At 58.0% G+C, this 24,441-nt stretch carries 23 protein-coding genes; 10 read left to right on the top strand and 13 right to left on the bottom strand.

Translation table 11 applies throughout. The features are described from left to right. Positions 1-3 precede the first annotated feature (3 nt). On the bottom strand, positions 4-1,341 hold the full coding sequence (locus tag ACHFGA_RS01150) for an MFS transporter (RefSeq protein WP_394280645.1): 1,338 nt from the start codon (positions 1,339-1,341) through the stop codon (positions 4-6). Between the two features lie 96 nt (positions 1,342-1,437). Here ACHFGA_RS01150 and ACHFGA_RS01145 point away from each other — a divergent pair, with 96 nt between their 5' ends. Next, positions 1,438-2,553 carry an MFS transporter gene (locus tag ACHFGA_RS01145; RefSeq protein ID WP_394280644.1) on the top strand — a complete coding sequence of 372 codons (1,116 nt, stop codon included), beginning with the start codon at positions 1,438-1,440 and terminating at the stop codon, positions 2,551-2,553. A 31-nt stretch (positions 2,554-2,584) separates the two neighbouring features. Here the strand turns inward: ACHFGA_RS01145 and ACHFGA_RS01140 are convergent, their stop codons facing one another. After that, positions 2,585-4,129 carry a metallophosphoesterase gene (locus tag ACHFGA_RS01140; protein ID WP_394280643.1) on the bottom strand — a complete coding sequence of 515 codons (1,545 nt, stop codon included), beginning with the start codon at positions 4,127-4,129 and terminating at the stop codon, positions 2,585-2,587. Between the two features lie 142 nt (positions 4,130-4,271). Between ACHFGA_RS01140 and ACHFGA_RS01135 the strand changes: the two genes are divergently transcribed. Then, the gene (locus ACHFGA_RS01135; RefSeq protein ID WP_394280642.1) at positions 4,272-5,888 is read left to right on the top strand and encodes an alkaline phosphatase D family protein; all 1,617 of its coding nucleotides are present in this window, start codon (positions 4,272-4,274) and stop codon (positions 5,886-5,888) included. On the opposite strand, the gene paaZ is transcribed toward ACHFGA_RS01135, so the two are convergent. Beyond that, positions 5,889-7,943: a phenylacetic acid degradation bifunctional protein PaaZ gene (paaZ, locus tag ACHFGA_RS01130; protein ID WP_394280641.1), complete on the bottom strand. Its 2,055-nt coding sequence runs from the start codon at positions 7,941-7,943 to the stop codon at positions 5,889-5,891. A gap of 124 nt (positions 7,944-8,067) precedes the next feature. Between paaZ and ACHFGA_RS01125 the strand changes: the two genes are divergently transcribed. After that, positions 8,068-8,475: a PaaI family thioesterase gene (locus ACHFGA_RS01125; RefSeq protein ID WP_394280640.1), complete on the top strand. Its 408-nt coding sequence runs from the start codon at positions 8,068-8,070 to the stop codon at positions 8,473-8,475. On the opposite strand, the gene ACHFGA_RS01120 is transcribed toward ACHFGA_RS01125, so the two are convergent. From ACHFGA_RS01120 to paaI, 10 genes are all read right to left on the bottom strand, one after another. After that, positions 8,472-9,323, bottom strand: a complete 852-nt coding sequence (locus tag ACHFGA_RS01120) for a 3-hydroxyacyl-CoA dehydrogenase family protein (RefSeq protein ID WP_394280639.1) — start codon at positions 9,321-9,323, stop codon at positions 8,472-8,474. The genes ACHFGA_RS01125 and ACHFGA_RS01120 overlap by 4 nt on opposite strands. An 11-nt stretch (positions 9,324-9,334) precedes the next feature. Beyond that, complete coding sequence (locus ACHFGA_RS01115; RefSeq protein WP_394280638.1) at positions 9,335-10,090, bottom strand: enoyl-CoA hydratase/isomerase family protein; 756 nt, start codon at positions 10,088-10,090, stop codon at positions 9,335-9,337. Continuing rightward, complete coding sequence (locus ACHFGA_RS01110; protein ID WP_394280637.1) at positions 10,091-11,290, bottom strand: acetyl-CoA C-acyltransferase; 1,200 nt, start codon at positions 11,288-11,290, stop codon at positions 10,091-10,093. It abuts the gene before it with no gap. A gap of 14 nt (positions 11,291-11,304) precedes the next feature. Continuing rightward, positions 11,305-12,090: an enoyl-CoA hydratase/isomerase family protein gene (locus ACHFGA_RS01105; RefSeq protein ID WP_018581367.1), complete on the bottom strand. Its 786-nt coding sequence runs from the start codon at positions 12,088-12,090 to the stop codon at positions 11,305-11,307. Positions 12,091-12,100: 10 nt separating this feature from the next. Further along, on the bottom strand, positions 12,101-13,255 hold the full coding sequence (gene paaE / locus ACHFGA_RS01100) for a 1,2-phenylacetyl-CoA epoxidase subunit PaaE (protein WP_394280636.1): 1,155 nt from the start codon (positions 13,253-13,255) through the stop codon (positions 12,101-12,103). Next, the gene (gene paaD, locus ACHFGA_RS01095) at positions 13,255-13,794 is read right to left on the bottom strand and encodes a 1,2-phenylacetyl-CoA epoxidase subunit PaaD (RefSeq protein ID WP_394280635.1); all 540 of its coding nucleotides are present in this window, start codon (positions 13,792-13,794) and stop codon (positions 13,255-13,257) included. Before paaD ends, paaE begins: the two co-directional genes overlap by 1 nt. A gap of 19 nt (positions 13,795-13,813) precedes the next feature. Next, on the bottom strand, positions 13,814-14,647 hold the full coding sequence (gene paaC / locus ACHFGA_RS01090) for a 1,2-phenylacetyl-CoA epoxidase subunit PaaC (RefSeq protein WP_394280634.1): 834 nt from the start codon (positions 14,645-14,647) through the stop codon (positions 13,814-13,816). Further along, entirely contained in the window at positions 14,644-14,934 is a 291-nt protein-coding gene (gene paaB, locus ACHFGA_RS01085) for a 1,2-phenylacetyl-CoA epoxidase subunit PaaB (protein WP_394280633.1), read from the bottom strand. The genes paaC and paaB overlap by 4 nt, the downstream gene beginning before the upstream one ends. A gap of 26 nt (positions 14,935-14,960) precedes the next feature. Continuing rightward, positions 14,961-15,938, bottom strand: coding sequence for a 1,2-phenylacetyl-CoA epoxidase subunit PaaA (gene paaA / locus ACHFGA_RS01080; protein WP_018581372.1), 978 nt, complete (start codon positions 15,936-15,938; stop codon positions 14,961-14,963). 154 nt (positions 15,939-16,092) lie between these two features. Next, complete coding sequence (gene paaI / locus ACHFGA_RS01075; protein WP_394280632.1) at positions 16,093-16,545, bottom strand: hydroxyphenylacetyl-CoA thioesterase PaaI; 453 nt, start codon at positions 16,543-16,545, stop codon at positions 16,093-16,095. Between the two features lie 137 nt (positions 16,546-16,682). Here paaI and ACHFGA_RS01070 point away from each other — a divergent pair, with 137 nt between their 5' ends. The 7 genes from ACHFGA_RS01070 to ACHFGA_RS01040 all read left to right on the top strand — a co-directional run bounded on the left by ACHFGA_RS01070 (position 16,683) and on the right by ACHFGA_RS01040 (position 24,396). Beyond that, positions 16,683-17,288, top strand: coding sequence for a TetR/AcrR family transcriptional regulator (locus ACHFGA_RS01070; RefSeq protein ID WP_394280631.1), 606 nt, complete (start codon positions 16,683-16,685; stop codon positions 17,286-17,288). Positions 17,289-17,479: 191 nt separating this feature from the next. Then, entirely contained in the window at positions 17,480-18,796 is a 1,317-nt protein-coding gene (locus ACHFGA_RS01065) for an AMP-binding protein (protein WP_394280630.1), read from the top strand. A 133-nt stretch (positions 18,797-18,929) separates the two neighbouring features. Beyond that, positions 18,930-20,300 carry an MFS transporter gene (locus ACHFGA_RS01060; RefSeq protein WP_394280629.1) on the top strand — a complete coding sequence of 457 codons (1,371 nt, stop codon included), beginning with the start codon at positions 18,930-18,932 and terminating at the stop codon, positions 20,298-20,300. Positions 20,301-20,518: 218 nt separating this feature from the next. Next, the gene (locus ACHFGA_RS01055; RefSeq protein WP_394280628.1) at positions 20,519-21,361 is read left to right on the top strand and encodes a sugar phosphate isomerase/epimerase family protein; all 843 of its coding nucleotides are present in this window, start codon (positions 20,519-20,521) and stop codon (positions 21,359-21,361) included. Between the two features lie 12 nt (positions 21,362-21,373). After that, positions 21,374-22,381 (top strand): Gfo/Idh/MocA family protein, encoded by a 1,008-nt coding sequence (locus ACHFGA_RS01050; protein WP_394280627.1) that lies wholly within the window; start codon positions 21,374-21,376, stop codon positions 22,379-22,381. A 3-nt stretch (positions 22,382-22,384) separates the two neighbouring features. After that, entirely contained in the window at positions 22,385-23,548 is a 1,164-nt protein-coding gene (locus tag ACHFGA_RS01045; protein WP_394280626.1) for a Gfo/Idh/MocA family protein, read from the top strand. Beyond that, the gene (locus ACHFGA_RS01040) at positions 23,548-24,396 is read left to right on the top strand and encodes a sugar phosphate isomerase/epimerase family protein (RefSeq protein WP_394280625.1); all 849 of its coding nucleotides are present in this window, start codon (positions 23,548-23,550) and stop codon (positions 24,394-24,396) included. The genes ACHFGA_RS01045 and ACHFGA_RS01040 overlap by 1 nt, the downstream gene beginning before the upstream one ends. The last annotated feature ends 45 nt before the right edge of the window (positions 24,397-24,441 follow it).

Raw genomic sequence — 24,441 nt, 5'->3', positions numbered from 1 at the left:
AAACTAGCGCGCGAAGACGAAATGCCCCTGAGCCTGGCGCTCCTCCTCGTCATGACCCAGCGGAATGCCGGTGCGATCGCGCAACAATGCCGCAGTGACGAAGCCGACTACCGAGGCTGCGAGGAGGTACGCGGTAACACCAGCGGTGGAGCCCGTCGCCTCCACAAGCCACGCCGCGATCATCGGCGCAAACGCCCCACCGAGGATTGAACCGATCGCATAGGTGATGGACACGCCCGACCCACGCACAGAGGCCGGAAAAAGCTCCGCGTATGTGGCGCTGGTTTGGCCATAAGTCAGTCCCAGCCCCACAGACAAGAACGCCAGCGCCGCGAAGATGCGGAGGTAGTCGCCGGAATTGACCATCGGGAACAAAACGACGACACCGAGAGCCTGGACCACAAACCCAAGCAGAAACATGTTCTTGCGCCCGATCCGGTCCGACCACGCGCCAGCCAACACGGTGGAAACGATCCACACTGCGGCCGAGGCGGTGACGATCAATAGGATAGGTCCGCGTTCGAGGCCCAAGGGCCCCGTCGTATAGCTCTGGATATAACCGCCAGCCATCATGTAGCCCGCCACTCCATTCGCAGCGAACAACAGTGCCCCCGCAACCACCAGAGAGAAGTGGCACGTAAATAGCGTGCCGATCGGGTTGGCGGGAACATGGCGGGCTCGGTGGTCTTGTGCCATCTCGGTATACACCGGAGACTCATCCACCCCAATGCGGATGAGGAACCCGATAAGCACCAGCACAATAGAAAAGAGGAACGGCACGCGCCAGCCCCACACCATGAACGCGTCCCCGGGTGCCAACCAGTTCATCAGCGCCAGCGCCCCATTTGCCATGAGCAGACCCGCCGGTGCGCCCACCTGCGGGCCCGCACCGTACAATCCGCGCTTCGTCCGCGGCGCATGCTCCACCGCCAAAAGGACGGCCGAGCCCCACTCGCCACCCGCAGAGATCCCCTGCACGATGCGCAGAAGGATCAGCAGCAGTGGCGCCCACACGCCGATCGCCTCGAAACTTGGGACCAGGCCGATCAAGGTGGTCGCCCCGCCCATCGCGAAGAGCGTGACCATTAGCACCACGCGCCGGCCCAGCTTGTCGGCGTAATGGCCGGCGAGGAAGGCGCCGAGCGGACGGAAGAGGAAGGAAAGACCCACCGTCAGGAAGGAGACGACCGTGGCCGCCCCGGGGCCTAAGGGGCCAAACATGAGCTGGTTGAACACCAAGCCGGCGACGGCGGCATAAAGAAAGAAGTCATACCACTCGATTGCGGTACCGATCGTGGTCGCAGCCACCACGCGGCGACGCTCAGTGCTAGCAGAGGCCATAGATTCCTTGAGACGGGGACAGGTTCATGTATGTAGTCGCAGCGCACACCCTTAACGTTTCAAGCCTGGCAACAATTTCCGTTTAGAATCGCATGCATGGACAAGCTGCGTTACGCCTGCATCATGGTCGGCGGATTTCTTGGACCTTTTGCCGGCCAATCGCTGGCGGTGGTGCTGCCCGAATTCGCGGCCGATTTTGGCATTACGCTAACGCAGGCATCGCTGACGATGACAGCTTATATGCTGCCCTTCGCGGTGATGATGCTCTTTTCCACCCACCTCGCCCGCGGCATCTCTCCGTCGGTCGTGGTGCGCGTCGCCTACACGATCATCGCCGCAGCCTGTGTAGTCCTCGTGCTCACCCCAGTGTGGTGGCTATTCGTCGTGGCCTACCTGATCGCAGGACTGTGCAACGCGTTCACCGCCCCCTTCCTACAGCTCATCCTGCGCGACATCACTCCCGACGAGCGGCTGGGCCAGGCGCTCGGAACGTACGCCGCCATGCAATCCTTTGGACTGTTTTCCGCGCCGCTGCTCGCTGGCGTGACATCCCTTGTGTCGTGGCGGTTGATGTTCGTGGTCCTCGGCCTGTTCGCGGTACTGATCGTCGTCGTGCGTGTGCCGTTCGTGCGTGCCGACGATGAACCCAACGCTTCCGGCACCAAACAGCGCGTGAGCTGGCCCCATCTTCGTGCCATGCTGACTTTATTCGCCGTAGGTGCTTCGGTCATTGGGATGAGCTTCATCGTGGCGCTTTATGTGGGCGAAAGGTTCGAGGCAGACGCAGTGACGCGCGGCGCCATCGTGATGGTTGGCGGGCTCACCGCCTTCGCGTTTTCACGCTTTGTTGGTGGTCTTGCCGATCGCGTCGGTGCGCGCCCCGTCCTCGTGACCGGGCTCTTGGTTGCTGCCGTGTCGCTGATAGCGGTGGTGATCAGCCCCTCGCTGGTGCTGTTGGCCGTGCTGTGGGGCGTGACCGTCCTTGCAGCTCAAGCCGTGCAGGTGGGCGTGAACTTGCTTGTGCTGCGCGCGCCGGGCGGCTCGCGGATGCTATCAACGGTCCAGGCTTTCCGGTTTTTCGGAAATTCTGCCACCCCTGTGCTGTTCCTGCCCCTGTTCAACGTGGCGCCGTGGTACGGCTTCGGGGTTGCCGCGGCGGTGCTGATCATCGTCGCGGGTGTGAACCTACTGGGCACCCGGCAGGCCCACTAAAACCGCAGGACGCCTGCAATGCAGGCAGAAACTACCGGCGGATCCCGAGCTGATCGAGCACTGCGTCGAACATGCCGGACTGCAAAGCAAAACCACCGACCGCGGCAAGCACCGCAACAATCCCGGCAACCGTAAGCGCGATCGCCCCGCCGTCCGAGGAGCCTGCAATGCTGCCAGAGGCTGCGGGCTGCACTGGCTTGGCGGGTTCAGTTGGCTCGTTAGGCTCGGCCGGTTCGCTAGGCTCAGTCGGCTCCTCGACAGGCGCCTGCTCCTTGGAAAGCGTGACCTTGTCCACGACATACGGGGTGTTCACGTTATACGTGGTCAGCGTCAGTGTCTCTGGGGTGACCTGCACGTTGGTGTAGTCGGGGGTGTAGTCCTGGCGCCAGTAGGCAGTGGCGGGCAACTCGTCGTCGGTGCCTGCGACGAACTCGCGGCGCAGGTTGGGGCGTGCGGTCCCAGAGGAATCGTGGAAGTCATAATACTTTCCGCCACCGGCTGTAGTGACCGTCACGTAGAGGACCTGCCCGTTACTTGGGGTGAGGGCATCGCCGCGCTCGGGGAGCTTCTCGGGTTCGACCGGGCTGGTCCCCTCCATCAGGTGGGAGCGGGTGTAGATATGGTCATGGCCCGCTAGAACCAGGTCAACACCCTCTTTGGTGAACACGGGCGCCAGACCGTCGCGCAGACGCTGGACCTCGGCATCTGAATTATGGCTGCCCTGCGAATAGACCGCGTGGTGCATGCCGACGACAATCCAATCCTTATCCGCGCCGTGTTCTGCGATGGTCGCGCGGATGAAACGCGCGTGCTTTTCAATGGACGCCGCATCGTTTTCGTTCGAGTTCAAACCAATGAACAGCATGTTGTTGCGCTCAAAGAAGTAATTGGAACTTTCACCAACTTCGTTGGGCAGGTGGAAACGCTGGTGGAAATGGCTCAGCGGCGCATAGGTTTCGTGGTTACCTTCCAAAACAGCGGTGGGGTAGCGCTTCAAAGCGGTAGGCTTTGCAAATTCTTCATACTGTTTCACCGGCAGGCCCCAGCCTTCGACTTGGTCGCCCAGGTGGAGGAGCATCGTGGAATCCGGAAACCGCTCGAACGCGGTGACAGTGGCCTTGTCCCAGTTCGCTGCTTGCTCGCTGATGATGCCATCCACGCCGATCTGGGCATCCGACATGGTGATGAAGTTCCAGGCATCGTCGCCATCGTCGGTGGTGAACTCGACGGGCTCGGTCCAGCCGAGGGCATCACTACCCGCCTGGTAGGTGTAGCTGGTTGCCGGCTTTAGGCCATCGACGGTGACCTCGTTGGAATGATAAACGGCAGCGTTATAGATCTGCTTCTCCACCGGGATATCGCGGCTGGAGTCGGGGTTATCGGTTTCGGCGATGCGGAGGTACTGCTGCCCAGCCTCCAGGGTGACCCAGCTGAAATTGAGGGAGGTGTCATCTGCACCCACGCCCATGACAAGATCACGCACAGAGGTTGACTGCGCATATACGTTTGGGGTGGAAATCAGGGTAGTTGCGAGTACGATAGAAGTCACTGAGGCGACGACACGGGTGTGAAGCATTGAGTAGTCCTTTGCTGACACGGGGTGAACATTCGTGATATAAACACGATCAAGTAAATGCCCGAAGAACTCCTAGTTAAGCTTTGCCGAACTCCGCGTTGCGTGGGCTGAGAAATCTGTAAGTGCGGGTAAGGATAGACTTATGTCTTTTCCTCGTCGCACATTCCTTGCAGGCTCCGCTCTTTCAGTCGCGGCAATCACAGCAGCACCGACACAGGCGCAGGCGTCGTCGGCAAGCGCCGGCAACGTGTTCCGCCACGGTGTTGCTTCCGGAGATCCGCTGCCGAATTCTGTGATCCTGTGGACCAGGGTCACGCTTAACGACGATGCCCTGCCCGGCTCCACACTGGGAGAGGACGTGCAGGTCACTTGGGAAATCGCGCGGGATGAGGCGATGGGGTCCATGGTGAAATCGGGGACGGTGACTGCCTCAGCGGCGCACGACCATACCGTGCACGTGGATCCTTATGGCCTGGAACCGAGCACCGTCTACTTCTATCGCTTCAGTGCGCTCGGCGAAACCTCTCCGGTGGGGCGGACAAAAACCGCGCCCGCATTTGAGGCGGACGTGGCGCAGCTCAACATTGCCGTGGCGTCGTGCGCCAACTATGAATCTGGTTTCTTCTCCGCCTACGCAGACATGGCAGCGCGCGCCCGTGCCGGGGAGATCGACGTGGTCACGTTCCTTGGCGACTATATCTACGAGTACGCAACCGGAGAATATGCAGGCAAAAAGGGTGTGGCGCGCATGCACCACCCGGAGTGGGAAATCCTAACTCTGGAGGATTACCGCATCCGTTACGGCCGCTACCGCACCGATGAGCACCTGCAAGCAGCACACGCGGCGGCGCCGTGGATCGTGGTGTGGGACGACCACGAAACCGCCAACAACTCCTGGCGTGAAGGCGCAGAGAACCATACAGAGGGAGTCGAGGGGGACTGGATCAGTCGTCGAAACGCGGCGATGCAAGCCTATTTCGAATGGCTGCCCGTCCGCGCGACCAGCCCAGGCGAAGGCGGGCACATTTATCGCAGCCTGCGCTTTGGCAACCTTATTGACCTCACCGTGCTCGACCTGCGCACCTACCGTGATCAAGAAACCACGATCGCTCACTTCGCCGACGGGGCGCGCACCATGCTCGGGCAAGAACAGTTCGAATGGCTGCGCGGACAGGTGGCCACCTCCAGTGCGCAGTGGAATGTGCTTGCCAACTCGGTGATGATGGCGCCGATGAAGCTGTTTACCATCGGTACGCCCGAGACACAGGAGGCGATGACGTGGATCAGTCAACGCTCCACCGGCATCGCGGTGAATTCGGACCAGTGGGACGGCTACGTCGCCGACCGCAATAGGCTTCTCGACGTCCTGCTTAGCGACGGCGCCAACGTCCTCTTTCTCACCGGCGACATTCACTCCGAATGGGCCAACGAGATCAACCACGGCGCGGTCAATGTGGGATGTGAGATGGTCTGTACGTCGATAAGCGCACCGAATGTCGACGAAATCCTTACCACGCACACCGGCATCTACCACCGGGAAGACAACTCCACCTCGCATGCGGTTGAGAAGGTCATCACGGATGCGAACCCCTGGGTCAAGCACCTCGACTTCGATGCGCACGGCTACTCGATCGCGCGTGTGCGCCCCGACGAAGTGGACATGGAGTACTACCGGGTGCGGGACGTGGAAGAAGACAACTCGCCAGTGCACTTGGCGGTAGCCAAGACTTGGCGAGTTGGTGAAGGGTTTGTGCGCTGATTAGGCGTAGGTGGTGGAGACCTTTTCGACCAGGGTGAGCACGTCGTAGACCGCGACGATTTCATCGTTCTGGTTGTACAAGACGGTGTCCCATGCAACCTCTCCGTATTCGTCGGTCACGCGTGGAGTAATCCGCTTCGCTGTTAGCTCAACACGGATGGAGTCATCGTAGGTGACAGGCTGGACGAAGCGCAGGTTCTCAAGGCCGTAGTTCGCCAGAACTGGGCCTGGTCGGCCTTCGACGAACAAACCTGCAGCCCAAGACACCAGCAGGTAGCCGTGTGCTACGCGTCGTGGGAAGAATGGGTTCTTCATCGCTGCTTCCTCGTCCACGTGGGCGTAGAAGGTGTCGCCGGTTTCTTTAGCGAAGTCAAGAATGTCTTCCAGGTTCACCTTGCGCAGCGGGGAGGCGAATTGGTCACCGATCTTCAACGTCGCCAGATCCTTTTGGAATGGGTGCTGGGCACCGTTCTCGACATCTTCGCGTGTGACGCGCTGGACCTTGGCGCCGGTGTGCCATTCGCCAGTGATGGCGGTGAGGTGATTCGGTGAGCCCTGGATTGCGGTGCGCTGCATGTAGTGCTTGATACCACGCACACCGCCGAGCTCCTCGCCGCCGCCAGCACGGCCTGGACCACCGTGAACTAGGTGGGGCAGCGGCGAACCGTGGCCTGTAGAGGTCTTCGCGTCCTCACGGTCGATGAAGTGAAGTCGGCCGTGGTGGGCAGCGATTCCCTCCGCGAACTTGCGAGTAGTCTCTGGGTCGTTGGTGGCTACAGACGCGACAAGGGAACCCTTGCCCAATGCAGCCAGCTCGATGGCGTCGTCGATATCCGAGTATCCGATGATGGATACGACGGGGCCGAAGGCCTCGGTGTCATGAACGCGCTCGGTGCGCGCATCTTCGAACTGAAGAACTGTAGGAGGGAAGAACGCGCCGTCGATGTTGTCGATGTCGCCGGTGACCACTTCGCCACCATCAGCGATAAGCGTTTCGACGGCCTCCTTCACATCCTGCGCCTGTTCGGCAGATACCAGTGGACCCATGGTGGAGTTGGCATCACGGGGATCGCCGACGACGACTTTGTCGTCCAAACGCTTCTTCAACGCCTGTGCCACATCGTCTGTTAAGTCGTTCGGAACGATCGCGCGGCGCACAGCGGTACATTTCTGGCCTGCCTTGGAAGTCTGCTCAGCGAACAGCAACTTGACATATGCCTCGAACTCAGGAGTGTCGGGAGTTGCGTCGGGGCCCAAGATAGCAGCGTTAAGAGAGTCTGCCTCTGCAGAGAAGCGCACCCCATTGTTGCGCACGGACTCAGAGTTGCGCAGCTTATCGGCAGTCCAGGCGGAGCCAGTAAAGGCGACGTGGTCGTTGTAATCCAGATGATCGAGCAGGTCGCCGGCAGAACCGGAGATCAACTGCAGGGAACCCTCGGGCAGGATGCCGGACTCGACCATGAGACGAACCAACTCGGCGGTGATGTAGCCGGTGGGGGTGGCGGGCTTCACGATCGTCGGCATGCCAGCAATGAACGACGGAGCGAACTTTTCCAGCATGCCCCACACTGGGAAGTTGAAAGCGTTAATCTGGATGGCCACTCCAGTCAATGCGGTGTAAATATGCTGGCCTTGGAAAGAGGCATCCTTGGAGAGGATTTCGGGAGGGCCGTCGACAACAACATTGGAGTTTGGCATCTCGCGGCGGCCCTTCGAGGAGAAGGTAAACAAGGTAGAAATGCCCCCGTCAATATCGACGAAGTTATCGCGCTTGTTCGCGCCGGCCTTATTGGCTAATTCATAGAGAACTTCTTTGTGCTCATTGAGGTAGAGCGCGAGTTCTTTGACCTTCAGCGCGCGTTCATGGATGGTCAGCGCCTTCAAATTCTTCTGGCCGACGGTGCGACCGTATTCAACGGCTCCCTTGAAATCGAGGCCGTCGGTGGACACCTGGGCTACGATCTCGCCGGTAGAAGAATCTGCAACTTCGTTGACGCGGCTTGGGTTCTCCGGGGTGATCCACTTACCTTGCAGAAAGCTCTGTACAAGAGTCATTGATGAGGTGCCTTTCGGGTTGTGAGCTGTGTTTCTTATTTCATGACCGACCGGACGGTAGGTATTTTGGGCCAGTATAACGAAGATCACACTTCGTGTGTAGAGGTTGTGTAAACTGCACAAAATGAACGAGCATGAGATCTGGACAATCACACTCGGGGAACTGGACGAGAAAATGGGGGTGGAAGTTCTCGAGCAATCAGCCGAAAAGGTTGTTGCTCGGATTCCAATCGATGGAAATCGGCAGTCCTTAGGTTTGCTTCACGGTGGCGCGATGGTTGCCATCGCTGAAGCGGTGGGTAGTTGGGCCGCGGTGATTCACGCTTCCTCGATGGGCAAAGTCGCAGTGGGGGTGGACATCAATGCCACCCATCATTCGTCGGGACGCGAGGGTTACGCGACTGCGACGGCCACCGCTATTAAGTTGGGGCGCACCTTGACCAGCCACGAGGTCATCCTCACGGACGACGCAGGGAAGCGGCTGTGCACGGCGCGCATCACGAACGCGATCGTGAACCCGCGAACCGATTAACGCGCGGACTCCGAGTAATCGTAGAACCCCTTCCCAGATTTGCGTCCGAGTTCGCCACGTTCGACCATGTCGCGCATCAACTGTGGGGGGGTGAATACGGCGCCGAGGGTGGACTCGAGATATTCCGCGATCCCTAGACGAACGTCCAGCCCCACGATATCGGTAAGCGCCAGCGGACCGATAGGGAACTTATAACCTAGCACCATCGCATTATCGATGTCCTCAGGGCTGGCTACGCCTTCCTCCACCATGCGGATGGCTTCAAGTGCGATAACCACGCCCAAGCGCGAGGACGCGAAACCTGGAGAATCCTTCACCACGATCGGCGTTTTCTTGATGGATTCGACCCAGCCGCGGGCCTCGTCGACAAGCGATTCCGGAGTCGACTCAGCCACCACGATTTCCACGAGCTTGGACGCTGGGACCGGGTTGAAAAAGTGTAGACCGATCACGTCATTGTCAACGGTGGCTGCTAAATCAGAGACGCTTAACGACGAGGTGTTGGTCGCGATAACCGCCTCGGGAACGTTTGCCGCGATCTTGGCAAAGGCATCTGTCTTCAGCTCGAAAGACTCTGGGACAGCCTCCACGACAAGGCTGTGGCCGGCGAAAGCCGCGTGGTCGGTGGAGAAGTGCAGCTTCTCCGACCACTGTTCGGTCGTGCCCTCGATGACTCCACGGTTGATCGACCCATCGATGTCCTTGGTGATACGGGCCTCGGCGGCGGCTACGGCATCGTCGTTAATATCAACGACGGTGACCTCAGCGCCAGCCAGCAAGAATGCGTGGGCGATACCTCCGCCCATGCGACCGCCACCGAGAACGCCTACTTTGCTGGGAATACTCATCAAAAATTTCCTTACTTGTTCTTTTTGCGGTCAAGGAATGCCTGCATGCGTTCGAATTTCGCATCTGACTCAAACAGAATGGCCTGGGCAAGGTTATCCACCTGCGGATGCGCCGATTCGGGCATACTCATGACGCTTTTGGTGATGCGAACAGCCAGGGGATCAAGCTTGCCGATGCGAGCGGCAAGGTCTAACGCTTCGTCGTAAAGTGATTCTGGGGTGGAAAGTCCGGAGACCAGCTGATATTGCGTGGCCTCTGTGCCGTCGATGATGCGGCCAGCAAGCAAAATTTCTTTGGCCAGCGGCTCACCCACAGCAGCCTTGAGGCGCCACGTACCACCCGCCGCGGCAAGGATGCCTAGGTTGGCTTCTGGCTGGCCGAACTTGGCTCGCTCTGTGGCCACGCGAAAATCCGCAGCCAAGGCTAATTCCAACCCGCCGCCTAGGGCGTAGCCATCCACAGCCGCGATGACTGGCATGGGCAGCTGAGAAATGCGGTGGAAGATCGTATTGTTGATCCCCCGCAGGGCATCGGCACGACGACGCTCCTTCAGCTGGCTGATGTCGGCACCGGAGGCGAATACGCCGTCTGTGCCGATGATGATGGCAGTCTTGGGATTTTCTTCTAGGTACGCGCAGACCTCGTGCAGCTCGTCGACCATGATCTGGTCGATGGCGTTGCGTACTTGGGGGCGGGAAAGCTCGATGGTGAGCAGGTCCTCGTCTTCGCGTAAGCTCAGGGCGGTGAAATTATTCTCCAGTGTCATCTAGACCCTCTCAATTGCGATAGCGGTGCCTTGGCCTACGCCCACACACATGGTGGCCATACCGCGGGCGCCGCCTTCCTGCTCTAGGCGGTTGAGCAAAGTGATCGTGATACGGGAACCTGATGAGCCCAGCGGGTGGCCCAATGCGATAGCCCCGCCCCAACTGTTCACCTTGTCTTCTTCCATACCGAGTTCACGCATGCACGCGAGAGACTGGGTGGCGAAGGCTTCGTTGAGCTCCACCGCATCAAGATCATCGATGGACCAGCCGGTGCGCTCCAGAACCTTGCGAGTTGCTGGGACAGGACCCATTCCCATGATCTCTGGTTCCAGCCCAGAAGCAGCGTTAGCAACAACTTTGGCGCGAGCCTGGAGGCCATATTTTTCTACTGCCTCTTCGCTGGCCACGATGATTGCAGACGCACCGTCGTTAAGCGACGAGGCGTTGCCGGCAGTGACAACCTCACCGTCCTTGACGACGGGGCGCAACTTCGCCAACACTTCCACAGTGGTGCCTTCGCGTGGACCCTCATCGGTGTCGACGATAGTCACGTTGCCCTTGCGGTCCTTAACCTCTACGGGCACGATTTCCGATTTAAAGCGACCATCCTGAATGGCCTTTAGCGCACGCTCCTGCGACCGGACGGCAAATGCGTCAGCATCTTCCCTTGAAACGTTCTTCACACGTGCGACTTCCTCGGCAGTTTCTGGCATCGAGAAAGTGGTCTTCTCCTGTGCTTGGAAGATTGGGTTAACGAAACGCCAGCCGATCGACGTGTCAAAAGCCTCGCCCGGTTTTGCAAATGCCTTCGTTGGCTTTTCGACGACCCACGGCGCACGAGACATCGACTCCACACCGCCAGCAACGATGATGTCGGCTTGTCCAGACTCAATCATTGCCGTCGCAAGAGCGATGGCTGACATACCGGAAGCGCACAGTCGGTTGACGGTGATACCGGGAACAGTATCGGGGAAACCGGCTAACAACCATGCCATCCGGGCGACGTTGCGGTTTTCCTCACCGGCGCCATTGGCGTTGCCGAAGATTACTTCGTCGACAAGCGATGGATCGATTCCGGCTTCCTCGACAACAGTCTTGATGGTTAGCGCAGCCAGGTCATCGGGTCGGACCGATGACAAAGCGCCACCGTAACGGCCGACGGGGGTTCGCTTTCCAGATACGAGATATGCGTTAGTCATTGTTGTGGTCCCTCCTAGCGGCCAGTGAAATTTGGGGATCGTTTTTCGTTGAAGGCGGCAAAACCCTCGGCGTAATCAGCAGACGAGCAAAGACGGCCCTGCTCCTTGTTTTCTTCCTCGACGGAAGCCCACAGTCCCGTACCGTTATCGCGGATGTCATGCACAAGATTGCGGCTGGTCAAAAAGGCCTGGGTGGCGCCCTGGGCTGCACGTTCAACCTTTTCGCGGGTGAAGTCCAGCAATTCATCTGCGGCTATGACTCGCGAGAACAATCCGGCAGCTACCGCTTCTTCGCCACTGATCAGTTCGCCAGTGACGATCAGGTCCATTGCGCGGTGTGCACCTAAGCGTTCAACGAATAAGGCGTGGCCGCCGGAATCTAACGTTGCGCCGAGGTTGGCAAAGGGGGAACCAAACTTGGAACGATCTGCCACGTACACAATGTCGGTGGCGATCGCCAAGCCCAAACCGACACCTAAGCATGCGCCGTGGATGGCCGCAAAGGTAGGGGCAGGGAACTGGCTCATTTGCTTAAGTACCGGGGTGACCTTGTTGGCAAGGTAATCAGTGGCATCATCCTCGGCCGGATCTAAGCCCTTGATATTGCGCCCGGAGCAAAATCCCTTGCCCTCGCCACGCAACAGCAAGGCGCGCACGCCAGCTTTTTCCGCCTCGGAGTAGGCCTCGGAGATTTCTAGCAAGTCCGGTTCCGCGATGGCATTGAGCGTTGCTGGATCATTGAGCACGACCTCTGCGTATTTCGCGCCCTCAGCAACATCGTGGATATGAAGATCAATCATGGGGGCTCCTTTATGCGTCGTAATCGACAGTGATTGACTTACCGGTAGGGCGGGTCTGGCAGGTCAATATGTAACCAGCCTCAACCTCGTCAGCCTCGAGCGCGTAGTTCTCGTCCATCTCGTACTCACCTTCGACAACCTTGGCGCGGCAGGTACCACACACGCCACCTGCGCAAGCGAATGGAACGTCGGGACGCACACGCAGTGCGGCGTTGAGAACGGTTTCTTTTGCTGAGACTGGAGATTCCACAGACCCAGATAGGCCATCGAGCTGGAATTGGATGTCGATGTTGTTGCCGGAAGGATCCGCAACCACGGCACGGCCCTTGTTACCGCCTGGCTCGTTCTTAGGATCACCAGTGGTAAACAACTCGTAGCGAACGTTCTTGTCATCGACGCCACGATCCTTCAAGGTGTCGCGGCATAGCTGGACAAGTTCGAATGGACCGCAGAGGAACCACTCATCGACGGTCTCGGGGCGGATGACTTCTTCGAGAAGCGTCTTTAGCTTCTCGTCATCGATGCGCCCGGAGAAAAGAGGGTTGACGCGTTGCTCGCGGGTAAGCACGTGGTGTACCGCGAAACGAGCTGGGTATTTATCCTTAAGGTCGCCGATCTTGTCGGCGAACATTACATCGCCACCACCCTTGTTGGAGTAAACTAGCTGGAACTTTGCGTCTGGGATAGCGTCCAGTACGGCGGTGGCGATCGCCATGATCGGGGTGATGCCAGAGCCTGCTGCGATCGCGACCAAATGTGGGGATTCGACCTTTGAGAGATCCTTATCTACAAGTTCTTTCGCGTCGTTCAGGCTGGTGACGTGAATCTTGGAGGTGAATGCGCCCTGTGGGTTCATCACATCCATCGTGTCGCCTGGCTGGAGTTCTTCATTGGCCCAGGTGGAGAACTTGCCACCGAGGTCCTTCTTGATGCCAACGCGGATGGTGCCCTTGTTCGGGATATCGCAAATGGAGTACGAACGACGTAGTTCTTCGCCATCGATGGTGGCGCGCAGCGCCACGTACTGGCCAGGAATGTAGTCGTAATCTTGTTGCAGTTCTTCCGGTACATCGAAGCTAACTTCCACGGAATTGTCCGTAAGCTGACGAACTCGGGAAACAGACAGGGTGTTAAACTTTGCTTTTTTCTTTGCGGGGGTGGTCATCAGTGCACCTTGAAGTAATCGAAAGGTTCGAAGCAGCTCTTGCAGTTGTACAGCGCCTTGCAGGCGGTAGAACCAAAACGCGCGATCTGGGCGGTGTTGGAAGAGCCACAATGGGGGCAAGTAATAGGCTTGGGTGCCTCAAGTTTGAGCAATACTGGGCCCGAAGAGCGTTCAGCTAGGCCCTGCGGGGGAGCGATCCCATAGCCGCGCAGTTTGTCGCGACCATGGTCGGTGATCCAGTCCGTGGTCCAAGCGGGATTGAGGACGAGGTCCACTCGGAAATCTTCCACGTTGGAGTCGCGAAGTGCATCCGAAACGTCCGACGTGATCGTGTCCATTGCGGGGCAGCCCGAATAAGTGGGAGTGATCGTGATGACTGCGGTGTCTTCCTCGAAATAGACATTGCGGAGAATGCCCAGGTCCGCAATCGAGATCACGGGAATTTCGGGGTCTGGAACTTGCGCAGCAATATCCCACACGCGGCGCTCACGCTCATCGGTTGGGCGGAGCGGGTGGTCTAGGTTGACTTCAGCCATCATGATCCTCCTAAGGGGTGTATTACCAGGTCACGCCTGGATGTTGGCGGGCGAGAGACTGCATCTCAGCCAAGATGAAGCCGCGGTACTCGGAGTAACAGCCGGTACGCTGGCCACTGACGGCCTGTGGCACTTCGGGCTTATCCACGCCCGCTGCCTCGAGCACGGCTTCGATTCGAGTGTCGAACTCATCGCGCAGGGTCGACGGCAACACCGCTACGCCTTCGCCGGCAAGCTCGGTGTGGATTGGCAAGTCCTCGAAGAGTTCGTCGACGTACGGCCACATGTAGTGGATCCCGTCGGTGATGCGACGGTGAGACTCTTCAGTGCCCTGGCCAAGGCGCAACATCCACTGGTTGGCGTGGTCCACGTGGTACTCCAGCTCCTTGACAGCCTTCGCCGCAATGGCAGCGAGGGTCTCGTCAGCGGACTTCTCCAGTGCGGTGTACAAGCCGAACATGTAGTAGCTGACGATTAGCTGGCGTGCGATGGTTTGACCAAAGTCGCCATTTTCTTGCTCGGTGATTGCAGCAGAGCGGAACTCCTCCTCATCGCGGAAGTATGCGAGGTCATCTTCGGTTTTGCCACAAGCAGTTCCTGCGTAGGAGTAGAGGAAGCGGGTGTGGCCGATGAGGTCGAGAGCAATATTGGCTAGAGCAATATCCTCTTCCATCTCGGGTGCGCGGGAGACCCACCAGCTCAAGCGCTGGGCGAGCATGAGGGCATCGTCGCCAAGCATGGTGGCGTACTCTGCTGTGTTCTCAGGAGCGATAACGCCACCTGCGACCACATCCTCCGGGGTAATCGCGTCCCCCTGAGACTGCTTGGTTGCTGAGTCGTTCGTTGCGAAGCTCACAGGTGTGGCACCCCTTCCGACTTCTCGAAGTAGGTGGCGTGGCGGTAAGCCTTGCCGTTGGAAGATTCAAAGAAGCCGCCCTTGGAATCAGGGTCCGAGGATGCGATGGCCCCCGATGGGACAACCCATACCGAAGTACCTTCGTTGCGGCGGGTATAGAGGTCACGTGCGTTGCGCAGAGCCATCGTGGCATCCGGGGCGTGCAGGGAACCTGCGTGGACATGGGAGAGGCCACGGTTGGAGCGGACGAAAACCTCGTATTGAGGCCAGTTGTTTGAATCGGACATTGTTTTTCCTTCGTGTCGTGTGGGGATTAGACGATGAGCTTGGAATCGACGTCGTGGTTCTTCTTCGCATATGCCGCGGCGGCTTCGCGGACCCATGCACCGTTGTCGAACGCTTCACGACGACGCTTGAGGCGCTGCGAATTCAGTGGACCATGGCCCTTGATGACGCCCTTGAACTCATCCCAGTCAAGCTCGCCGTAGTCATAGTGGCCACGCTCTTCGTTCCACTTGAGGTCTGGGTCATCGAAGGACAGTCCCAGGGCTTCGACCTGTGGGACGATCATGTCGACAAAGCGCTGACGAAGTTCATCGTTGGAAAAACGCTTGATATTCCATGCCATAGACTGCTTGGAGTTCGGGGAGTCGGCGTCTGGTGGGCCGAACATCTGGAGTGCGGGTCCGTAGAAGCGGTTGATCGCTTCCTGTGCCATCTGCTTCTGCTCCTCGGTGCCGTGGGAGAGTTCATACAGGATTTCCCAGCCTTGACGCTGATGGAAGGACTCTTCCTTACAGATACGCACCATGGCGCGGGCATACGGTGCGTAGGAAGCACGGCACAAGGGGACCTGGTTACAGATGGCAGCGCCGTCGACCAACCAGCCGATAGCGCCAATGTCTGCCCAGGTGCGCGCTGGGTAGTTGAAGATAGAGGAGTACTTGGCCTTGCCGGAGAGCAACTGGTCCACGAGCTCGTCGCGGGAAGTGCCAAGCGTTTCTGCAGCGGAGTAGAGGTAGAGACCGTGACCGGCTTCGTCTTGGACCTTGGCAATCAGGATCGCTTTACGCTTCAGCGACGGTGCGCGGGTGATCCAGTTAGCTTCTGGCTGCATGCCGATGATCTCGGAGTGCGCGTGCTGAGAGACCTGACGAGTCAGGGTCTTGCGGTAAGCCTCTGGCATCCAGTCGGTTGGTTCGATACGGGAATCTGCCTCGATTATTTCGTCGAAACGCTGCTGTCCTGCAACGTCATCGTCTTTTACGGAACTGAGTTGAGCGGGTGTCATGGTGATCCTCCTCGGAATTCGGATTTAATAACCGATCGTTCGGTCAGTTTATGAGTGGAATGTGATCTAGGTCAATGAAACTCGAATAGGTCACATGAAATGTGGGGGTAGTTGGGGGTGGGTCAAATGTTGGAATGCGGGTTCGGGCTGGGGTCTACTTGGTCGGTTTTCCCACGGTGCGAGAGGTGCCACGGAACTCGGCAATGACCTCGTCGCCACGGTAAATGGTCACGTCGGTGATTCCGTTGCGGCCGTAGCTGCGCCGTTCGTTCGCTACTCCGCGCAGCTCGTCGCCAACGTAAGCGGGGGCGATGAAGTGGATATTGACCTGGGAGGCAACGGTGGTCGCGCCTGCTGACGAGTTGCATGCGCCTGCAAAAAGGGCATCTGCGAACGTAAATAGGAATCCGCCTTGGATCGTGTTGTGTCCGTTGCACAGTTCTTCGGTCACCGTCATGGTGCCTTCGGTGAATCCTGGCTTGATACCCGTGATGGTGATGCCCAAAGTCGTGAGGGAGTGGTCCTGGTTGTACATAGCTTCGACAAATTCCAGGCCGGGGCCAAATTCAAGGTCCTCGGCGAAGGGGGAGTGGGAGGGTGTGGTCATCTGTAGTGGGGTCCTTTCGGTGTCGGGGGGTCGCTCTGAATGTCTGAGCTTACCGAAACTCTGTGTCCTGCATCACTTTTTCGCGCAACGGTAGAGGGGGCAGGTAGATTTACCGAGCGACCAGGAGGTATTTATTTATGACTAACGGTGGGGCGGGTTCGCAGCGCGGACGCCCGGGATATTCTCGACAGCAGGTTATTGCTGCGGCCGTCGAAGAGTTCAATGTGCACGGTTATGAGGCGACATCTATGGGGGCTCTGGCGAAAACGCTCGGCATTTCCAAGTCGGCGATCTATCACCATGTCGACTCGAAGGAACAGATCTTGCAGGAGGCGACGGACCTAGCGCTTGTGGCACTGGGGGCGGTCGTGGCGGAGGCGCGAGAGCTGCCAGGTGGCGCGCTCGAGCAGTTGCGTTATGTGATTACCGGGTCGGTAAAGGTCTTGTGCGAACGTCAGCCTGAAGTCACCCTTTTGCTGCGTTTGCGAGGTAATTCGGAGGCGGAGGTGGAGGCGATGGAAAAGCGTCGAGGGCTAACGCGCGCCATGATTGACCTGGTAAAACTTGCGCAAGAAGAGGGTGGGGTACGAGGCGACGTCGACCCAGGTTTCGCGGGTCGCATCATTTTTGGTGCTGTTAACTCTATTGCTGATTGGTATGAACCAAAGGGAAGGTTTACCCCCGAGGAACTTGCACAACAAACCCTCACTGTTGTTGCAGTCGGATTGAGAAACCGCAGTTAGATGGTGTGAAGGTTTGTTTTTGCGGCTTTTGCAGGCGGGGGTAGTGGGAAAAGAATTTATCGTCATACCTTTTTGTGTGTTGTAGACATCACATCGGAAATCTCTGTAGCGTAGCTCACAACCTACTGACCGGATGGTCGGTAAGTCGATGAATCGCTCACATAGCTCGATCCGAAAATGGGAGACCTACAGTGCCCTCTTTGTATGACATTACTTCCACCCACCACGGACCCTCGACGAACATCGAGTTCGCCTCCCGTGATGAAATCACTGATCTGCAGACGCGGCGGATGGCCAACTCTCTGCGCCACGCCTACTACAACGTGCGGCACTATCGTCAAGCTTTCGACGAGAAGGGTGTCCATCCAGATGACTTCAAGGAACTTAAGGACATCGCTCTTTTCCCCTTTACCGATAAGGCGACCCTGCGTGCCAATTACCCGTTTGGCATGTTCGCGGTACGGCAGCACCAGATCGCCCGTGTCCATGCATCTTCCGGTACCACTGGACTTCCCACCGTCGTCGCTTACACCCAGAACGATATTCAGATCTGGGCAGAGCTGATGGCGCGCTCCCTACGTGCGGGCGGCGTGCGTCCAGGCGACAAGGTGCAGGTCACCTTCGGCTACGGTCTGTTCACTGGCGGCTTGGGTGCACATTACGGTGTCGAGAAGCTTGGTGCGACAGCCATTCCCACCTCCGGCGGACAGACTGAGCGTCAGCTGCAGATCATGGAAGACTTCAAGCCGGATGCCATTTTGGGTACGCCGTCATACATGCTTAATGTGCTCGACCGGATGCGTAAAGAAGGCCGAGACCCTCGCGATACATCGCTACGCGTCGGTGTTTTTGGTTCTGAGCCATGGTCTGAAGGTATGCGCCATGAGCTTGAGGCAGGATTCGGAATCGATGCCACTGACATCTACGGACTGTCTGAAGTCATGGGGCCGGGGGTGGCGCATGAATGCATCGAAACCAAGGACGGCCTGACAATCTGGGAGGATCACTTCTACCCAGAGATCCTGGACCCTGACACGCTGGAGCCGGTCCCGGACGGAGAGTTTGGCGAGCTAGTGATTACCCCATTGACCAAGGAAGCTTTCCCGGTCGTGCGTTACCGCACTCATGACCTGACCAGGCTCCTTCCGGGCACCGCACGAGCGATGCGTCGCCTCGACCGCATTTCGGCACGTAACGACGACATGATCATCCTGCGCGGTGTGAACTGCTTCCCAAGTCAGTTCGAAGAACTTATCGTCGAGGATAAGAACCTTCGTCCGCGCTACCAGTGTGTGCTCACGAAGAAGGGTCGAATGGATCATCTCACACTGTTGGTAGAACGCGCGCCGCACAAGACTGACGAAGAAATTGAGAAGTCTCAAGCAGCCCTGAAGCGTCAGATTAAGGACCGTATCGGCATCACCGTCGATGTTGAGGTTCGAGATGTCGTCGATTCCGGTGAAGGTAAGGCGAAGCGCATCGTCGACAACCGCCCGAAAGATAAGTAAAAGCCCGCACTTTCTAGCGCTGTAGCTCCGCGCACCACCGATTCAATATATTTACTTCACCTGGTGGTGTCGCGGTGTTTTCTTTCCAAATTAATAAGCACATCAGTGCCCGATCTCAAGAAAAGAGACTCTGATGACCAGCAATGCTTCCGCGCATGACCACCAAGAGCCCACAGCCGCGACGCGGCTCGCGCCTGAACCGCCAACCCAAAAAGAATCGCTGACCAATGAACACAAGCGAGTGCTCGGCGGCGCGATGGTAGGCACCACCATCGAGTGGTTCGACTTCTTCATCTATGCTCAGGCGGCCGGCCTGATTTTCGCCACGCAGTATTTCAACCCGGCCACAAACGACAACCCCAGTTTGGCCCAGATCATTTCCTGGGCATCCCTAGGCGTGTCCTTTCTTTTCCGTCCGTTGGGCGCCATCATCGCCGGTCATTTGGGTGATCGTTTGGGCCGCAAGCCGGTCCTTGTGATCACTTTGGTGGGAATGGGCGGCGCGACCTTCTTGATGGGGTTTTTGCCTAACTATGCTGCGATCGGAATCGCTGCGCCAATCATTTTGGTACTGCTGCGTATCCTCCAGGGCTTGTCCGCTGGTGGTGAATGGGGCGGTGCCGCACTCATCGCGGTAGAGCACGCACCGGTGCTCAAGCGCGGCTACTTCGGTGCTTACCCGCAGGTGGGTGTGCCGGCGGGCATGGCGCTGGCCACTGTGTTTATGTTGGTGATTTCTACGGCGCTGACCCCAGAACAGTTTGAGTCTTTTGGCTGGCGCATTCCTTTCCTGTCATCCATCATTTTGATTGCACTGGGCTTCTGGATTCGTAGTCTGGTGGAGGAATCTCCAGTCTTCGAAGAGATGACGGAGATGAAGAAAACAGCATCCGCTCCGTTGGGCTCGCTTTTTAAGAACCACGCTGGTCTCGTCGTACTGTGCGCCCTGATCTTCGCGGGTGTAAATGCGGCGGGCTATCTAGCGATCGCCTACTTCGCTTCCTATGGCACGAATGTTTTGGGCATGGACCGGCCGATCGTCCTTGCGTTGACCCTGATGACGGCAATCGCATGGATCATCTCCACACTCGTCTCCGGCAAGGTTTCCGATGTGATCGGCCGTAAGCAAACCTTCATTATCGGCTATATCTTGATGATGGTGTGGGCGATCCCAACGTGGATCCTGATCGACACGGCCAACGTCATGCTGTTCGGGATGGCCGTCATCATCCTCGGTGCCCTGCTGGGGGTGACCTATGGCCCGCAGCCGGCACTGTATGCAGAGATGTTCCCGGCGCAGGTCCGCCTGTCTGGTCTATCTATTGGCTATGCGCTGGGGTCCATTATTGGTGGCGCATTCGCGCCGATGATCGCCGCGATGATTCTGGAAGAGACCGGAAATTCCATCTATATCGGTGTGTACATTCTGGTGATTTCGTTCATCTCGCTGATCGGTGCGCTCTTCGTTCCGAAGGGCATCCAGGGACGTGACCTGAGTACCTAGGAATCCGCTCGTCGACGCACGCTTAAGGGGCCACTTGGTTCCCTAGGCGTGCGTTTTAAATTATCTATACTCTGAGGCATAGATCACTTGCAGCATATTTCTGTGAACTTTCGGGGGTAGTTTACGGAAATTTACAGGCACGAAAAAGTTTGATCTGTACGCTAGATAAGTAATCTCAATAAAAATGTGCGAGCGTGACGACAAGGAAAGGACTAATCATGTTCACCATCACCGGTTTTGCCGATGAAATCGCCCATGACCTCGACGAACAGATCGATCTGCTGAAGAAGCTCAACATCAAGCATGTCGAGTTCCGCAGCGCCTGGGACGTGAAGGTCTTGGACCTCAGCCAGGAACAGCTGGACACCGCGAAAGAGAAGCTCGATGCGGCGGGGATCAAACTCTCCGCAGTCGGTTCGGACCTAGGCAAGATTCAGATCACCGATCCATTCGACGAGCACCTAGAGCGGGCCCGCCACGGTGTCGAGGTAGCGAAGTTCTTCGGTGCGAAGTACATCCGCATGTTCTCCTTCTTCATTCCTGAAGGCGAAGACGCCGACCAGTACCGCGACGAAGTGATCAAGCGGACGCGCGCGATGGTGGAACTGGCAGAGGCCGGTGGCATCACGCTGCTGCACGAAAATGAGAAAGGGATCTACGGAGATACCCCAGAGCGTGTGAAGGACCTGATCACGACGATCGATTCGCCAAACTACCGCTCCATTTATGATGCGGCGAACTACGTTCAGACCGGCTACAAGCCTTTCGACGAGGCGTGGCCGATCGCGAAGGACTACGTTGACTACGTCCATGTCAAGGACGCAACTGTGCCCACCGAAGATGAGCCACTGGGCATCATCACCCCTGCAGGCCAGGGCGATGGCCAGTACCCAGAGCTGATCGCTGAGCTGAACAAGAGCGGTTACAACGGTTTCGTCTCTATCGAGCCACACCTTGGTGACTTCGACGAATTCGGTGGCCTGTGTGGTCCAGATCTGTGGACCAGCGCGTATAACGCGCTGAAGAAGCTTTTGGACGACGTTAACGCCCAGTACAACTAGGAGGCGGCCACTATGGTGAACGCTGCGTTGGTTGGTTGCGGCGACGTCGCAACCGTACACGTAGAAGCGATTGAGGCGCTGAGCGAAGAACTAGGAATCTCTTTAGTGGGAGTGGCCGACACTCACCTTGACGCGGCCAAATTGATTTCTGCGAAGACCACAGCGAACGCTTATCCATCGCTGACCAGCATGCTGGACAAGGAAGAAATCGATGTCCTGCATATCACTACGCCGCATGACCAGCACATCGATCTAGCTATCGAGGCGCTTGAAGCCGGCGTGAACGTGATCTTGGAAAAACCACTAGCGCACGAGACGGAATACGCCTACCAGCTGCTGGACTACCTGGAGGAGCATCCGGATGCGCCCAAGATCGGCGTGTGTTACCAGAACCGCTATAACGTTTCGTCGTTGGAACTGCGTCGCCTGTTGGATTCCGGCACGCTAGGCACCGTTCATGGCGTGTACGCGTCGGTGGTGTGGACACGCACACCGGGCTACTACACAGCCAAACCGTGGCGCGGACAGAAAGAGCGCGCCGGGGGCGGGCTGCTGATGAACCAGGCGATCCACACGCTGGACTTATTGCAGTGGTTCATGGGCCCAGTTACCGGGGTCAAGGGCATGATCTCCACGGACAAGTATGGCGACGTAGTGGACACAGAGGATACTGCCCACGCCTACCTCCGCCATGAGTCCGGGGTGCATACCAGCTTCTACGGAACGCTGACGAACTCGCGCCACCGTCATGTTGAGATCGAGATCGATTGTGCGAAAGCCCTCGTCGAACTGCGCGATGGGCTGACCGTGACCTGGAAGGACGGGCAGGTCGATCACTATGAAGAGCGGAAGCAGGAGACCGAGGGCAGGAGCTACTGGGGCGTGAGCCACGAGCTGCTGATCCGAGATTTCTACGAAAGACTTGCCGATCCAGAACCGTTCTGGATCGGTCCCGCCGAAGCGATGTCCTCCCTGGGTATCGCGAAGGCAATCTATCAATCGTCACAAGAAAAGGAGTAAGACATGAGTAAGAATGTACGTTTGGGCATCATTGGCCTAGGTGCACAGGGCAGCATGTACGCCCAGTTCATCAACGAGGGCCGCGTCGACAACATGACCATCGGCGCAATCTGCGACATCCTGCCAGAGAAGAAGGAACAGGCCGACGAATACGGCGTGCCTTTCTACGAGGACTACAAGGAGATGGTCACCTCCGGTGACGTCGACGCTGTAGTCACCACAGTTCCGCACTACCTGCACCCAGAGGTGGGCATCTACGCGCTCGACAACGGGGTTCACGCCCTCGTCGAAAAGCCTGTCGGTGTGTACACCAAGCAGGCGAACGAACTGATCGACTTCGCGAAGACCAAGCCAGAGCTGAAGTTCGGTGTGTTCTTCAACCAGCGCACCAACCAGCTGTACAAGGACATCAAGGAGATCCTGGATTCTGGCGAGCTGGGTAAGCTGCGCCACACCTCCTGGCTGATCACCAACTGGTGGCGTCCACAGGGCTACTACGATCAGTCCGATTGGCGCGCAACCTGGGGCGGCGAGGGCGGCGGCGTCCTCGTCAACCAGGCTCCGCACCAGTTGGACCTGTGGCAGTGGATCTGTGGCGCACCTGAGCGTGTGTTCGCGCGCGCAGAGTACGGCTTCAAGCGCGACATCGTTGTTGAAGACGAGGTCAATGCGCTGGTGTCCTTCGCCGATGGCGCAACAGGCACGTTCATCACCTGTACGCACGACATGATCGGCACCGACCGCCTGGAGATCCTGTGCGACAAGGGCAAGATCGTCGTCGACGATTCCAAGAAGGTCACCGTCTCGCACCTAACCGACAACGAGGAAGTCCTCTCCGAGAACATGGACATGGAGGCCGTGCGCAAGCTGTTCACCGGCCAGATGGACATGGACCAGTACGTTTCCACCGAGACGAAGGAATACGAATCCGTGTGGGGCGGCCAGCACGTTGAGGTTCTGCGCAACTTCGCCGCGGCCGTTAACGGTGAGGAAGAACTCCTCGCGCCGGGCGCCGATGGCATCAACGGCGTGCGCCTTGCCAACGGTATCCACCTGTCGTCTTGGACGGGCGAAGAAGTTGACCTGGTTGACTTCGACGAAGAGAAATACCTTGAAGAGCTGAACAAGCGCATCAAGGACGAGGGCAAGTTTGAGGAGCGTAAATAATGGCTGGCATTGGCGTACAAATGATGATGCTCAAGGACCAGGTGGCCGAAGAAGGCATGTTCGCCGTCCTTGAGAAGCTCAAGGAGCTCGATATCGCATCCGTGGAGGTCTCCCAGATCCCGATGGATGAGAAGAACACGGCCGACCTTGAGCGCGGCATCAAGGAGTTAGGCATCGAGGTCGGCGCCCTGTCCGTGGCGTTGCGCTCGGGCCCGACGGCTACCGGTGACGCGCTGGACTCTGACTTCGACAAGATCGTTGCTGACTGTAAGCGATTGAACTGTCGCTTCGTGCGCATCGGAATGATGAGCTTCGATGCCATGGTGTCCAAGGAGGCCGTGGAGGCGTGGGCCAGCGAGGTTAACCCTTATGCCGAGAGGCTTGCCGACGAGGGCATCACCCTGTGCTACCACAACCACCACATTGACCTGCACAAGTTTGGGGAGGAGCGCATCTTCGACATCGTTCGTCGTGTTGCTCCTGCCCTGTACTTCGAGGTTGATCTGCACTGGGTGCAACGCGGTGGCATGGCGCCGTTGGACATGCTCAAGCAGTACTCGGGCGTGTGCAAGCTGATCCATGTGAAGGACTTCCGCGTGACGTCGCTGCCACAGGAGGCCATCGATTTGATGAGCTCCGGCAACGTGCAGGAAGGCTACGACAAGTTCGTGAACATCGTCGAGTTCGCGGAGGTTGGCCAGGGCAACATGAACTGGCCTGACCTCATGCCTGCGGCGAAGGAAGCCGGTGCGGAGTACTTCTTCATCGAGCAGGACATGACCTATGGCCGTGATCCACTCGATTGCATCAAGGACTCCCGCGAGTACCTTGCTTCGATCGGCTGGTAGTTCGCTTTAGACCAAAGCGCTCCGCCCGGTCCCCTTAGTGAGTCA

Source organism: Corynebacterium sp., assembly GCF_043426755.1.
Taxonomy (GTDB): domain Bacteria; phylum Actinomycetota; class Actinomycetes; order Mycobacteriales; family Mycobacteriaceae; genus Corynebacterium.
The sequence above is the reverse complement of the archived record's forward strand: the minus strand, read 5'-3'. Positions and strand labels throughout refer to the sequence as shown.

What these genes read in the sequence shown, in the direction of transcription:
- ACHFGA_RS01135 (WP_394280642.1), top strand. Translation starts at nt 4,272, where the DNA reads ATGTCTTTTCCTCGTCGCACATTCCTTGCAGGCTCCGCTCTTTCAGTC.
- ACHFGA_RS01055 (WP_394280628.1), top strand. Translation starts at nt 20,519, where the DNA reads ATGTTCACCATCACCGGTTTTGCCGATGAAATCGCCCATGACCTCGAC.
- paaE (WP_394280636.1), bottom strand. Translation starts at nt 13,255, where the DNA reads ATGACCACCCCCGCAAAGAAAAAAGCAAAGTTTAACACCCTGTCTGTT.
- paaZ (WP_394280641.1), bottom strand. Translation starts at nt 7,943, where the DNA reads ATGACTCTTGTACAGAGCTTTCTGCAAGGTAAGTGGATCACCCCGGAG.
- paaI (WP_394280632.1), bottom strand. Translation starts at nt 16,545, where the DNA reads ATGACCACACCCTCCCACTCCCCCTTCGCCGAGGACCTTGAATTTGGC.
- ACHFGA_RS01150 (WP_394280645.1), bottom strand. Translation starts at nt 1,341, where the DNA reads ATGGCCTCTGCTAGCACTGAGCGTCGCCGCGTGGTGGCTGCGACCACG.
- paaA (WP_018581372.1), bottom strand. Translation starts at nt 15,938, where the DNA reads ATGACACCCGCTCAACTCAGTTCCGTAAAAGACGATGACGTTGCAGGA.
- ACHFGA_RS01060 (WP_394280629.1), top strand. Translation starts at nt 18,930, where the DNA reads ATGACCAGCAATGCTTCCGCGCATGACCACCAAGAGCCCACAGCCGCG.
- ACHFGA_RS01115 (WP_394280638.1), bottom strand. Translation starts at nt 10,090, where the DNA reads ATGACACTGGAGAATAATTTCACCGCCCTGAGCTTACGCGAAGACGAG.
- ACHFGA_RS01145 (WP_394280644.1), top strand. Translation starts at nt 1,438, where the DNA reads ATGGACAAGCTGCGTTACGCCTGCATCATGGTCGGCGGATTTCTTGGA.
- paaB (WP_394280633.1), bottom strand. Translation starts at nt 14,934, where the DNA reads ATGTCCGATTCAAACAACTGGCCTCAATACGAGGTTTTCGTCCGCTCC.
- ACHFGA_RS01120 (WP_394280639.1), bottom strand. Translation starts at nt 9,323, where the DNA reads ATGAGTATTCCCAGCAAAGTAGGCGTTCTCGGTGGCGGTCGCATGGGC.
- ACHFGA_RS01070 (WP_394280631.1), top strand. Translation starts at nt 16,683, where the DNA reads ATGACTAACGGTGGGGCGGGTTCGCAGCGCGGACGCCCGGGATATTCT.
- ACHFGA_RS01125 (WP_394280640.1), top strand. Translation starts at nt 8,068, where the DNA reads ATGAACGAGCATGAGATCTGGACAATCACACTCGGGGAACTGGACGAG.
- ACHFGA_RS01110 (WP_394280637.1), bottom strand. Translation starts at nt 11,290, where the DNA reads ATGACTAACGCATATCTCGTATCTGGAAAGCGAACCCCCGTCGGCCGT.
- ACHFGA_RS01050 (WP_394280627.1), top strand. Translation starts at nt 21,374, where the DNA reads ATGGTGAACGCTGCGTTGGTTGGTTGCGGCGACGTCGCAACCGTACAC.
- ACHFGA_RS01045 (WP_394280626.1), top strand. Translation starts at nt 22,385, where the DNA reads ATGAGTAAGAATGTACGTTTGGGCATCATTGGCCTAGGTGCACAGGGC.
- ACHFGA_RS01105 (WP_018581367.1), bottom strand. Translation starts at nt 12,090, where the DNA reads ATGATTGATCTTCATATCCACGATGTTGCTGAGGGCGCGAAATACGCA.
- ACHFGA_RS01040 (WP_394280625.1), top strand. Translation starts at nt 23,548, where the DNA reads ATGGCTGGCATTGGCGTACAAATGATGATGCTCAAGGACCAGGTGGCC.
- ACHFGA_RS01140 (WP_394280643.1), bottom strand. Translation starts at nt 4,129, where the DNA reads ATGCTTCACACCCGTGTCGTCGCCTCAGTGACTTCTATCGTACTCGCA.
- paaD (WP_394280635.1), bottom strand. Translation starts at nt 13,794, where the DNA reads ATGATGGCTGAAGTCAACCTAGACCACCCGCTCCGCCCAACCGATGAG.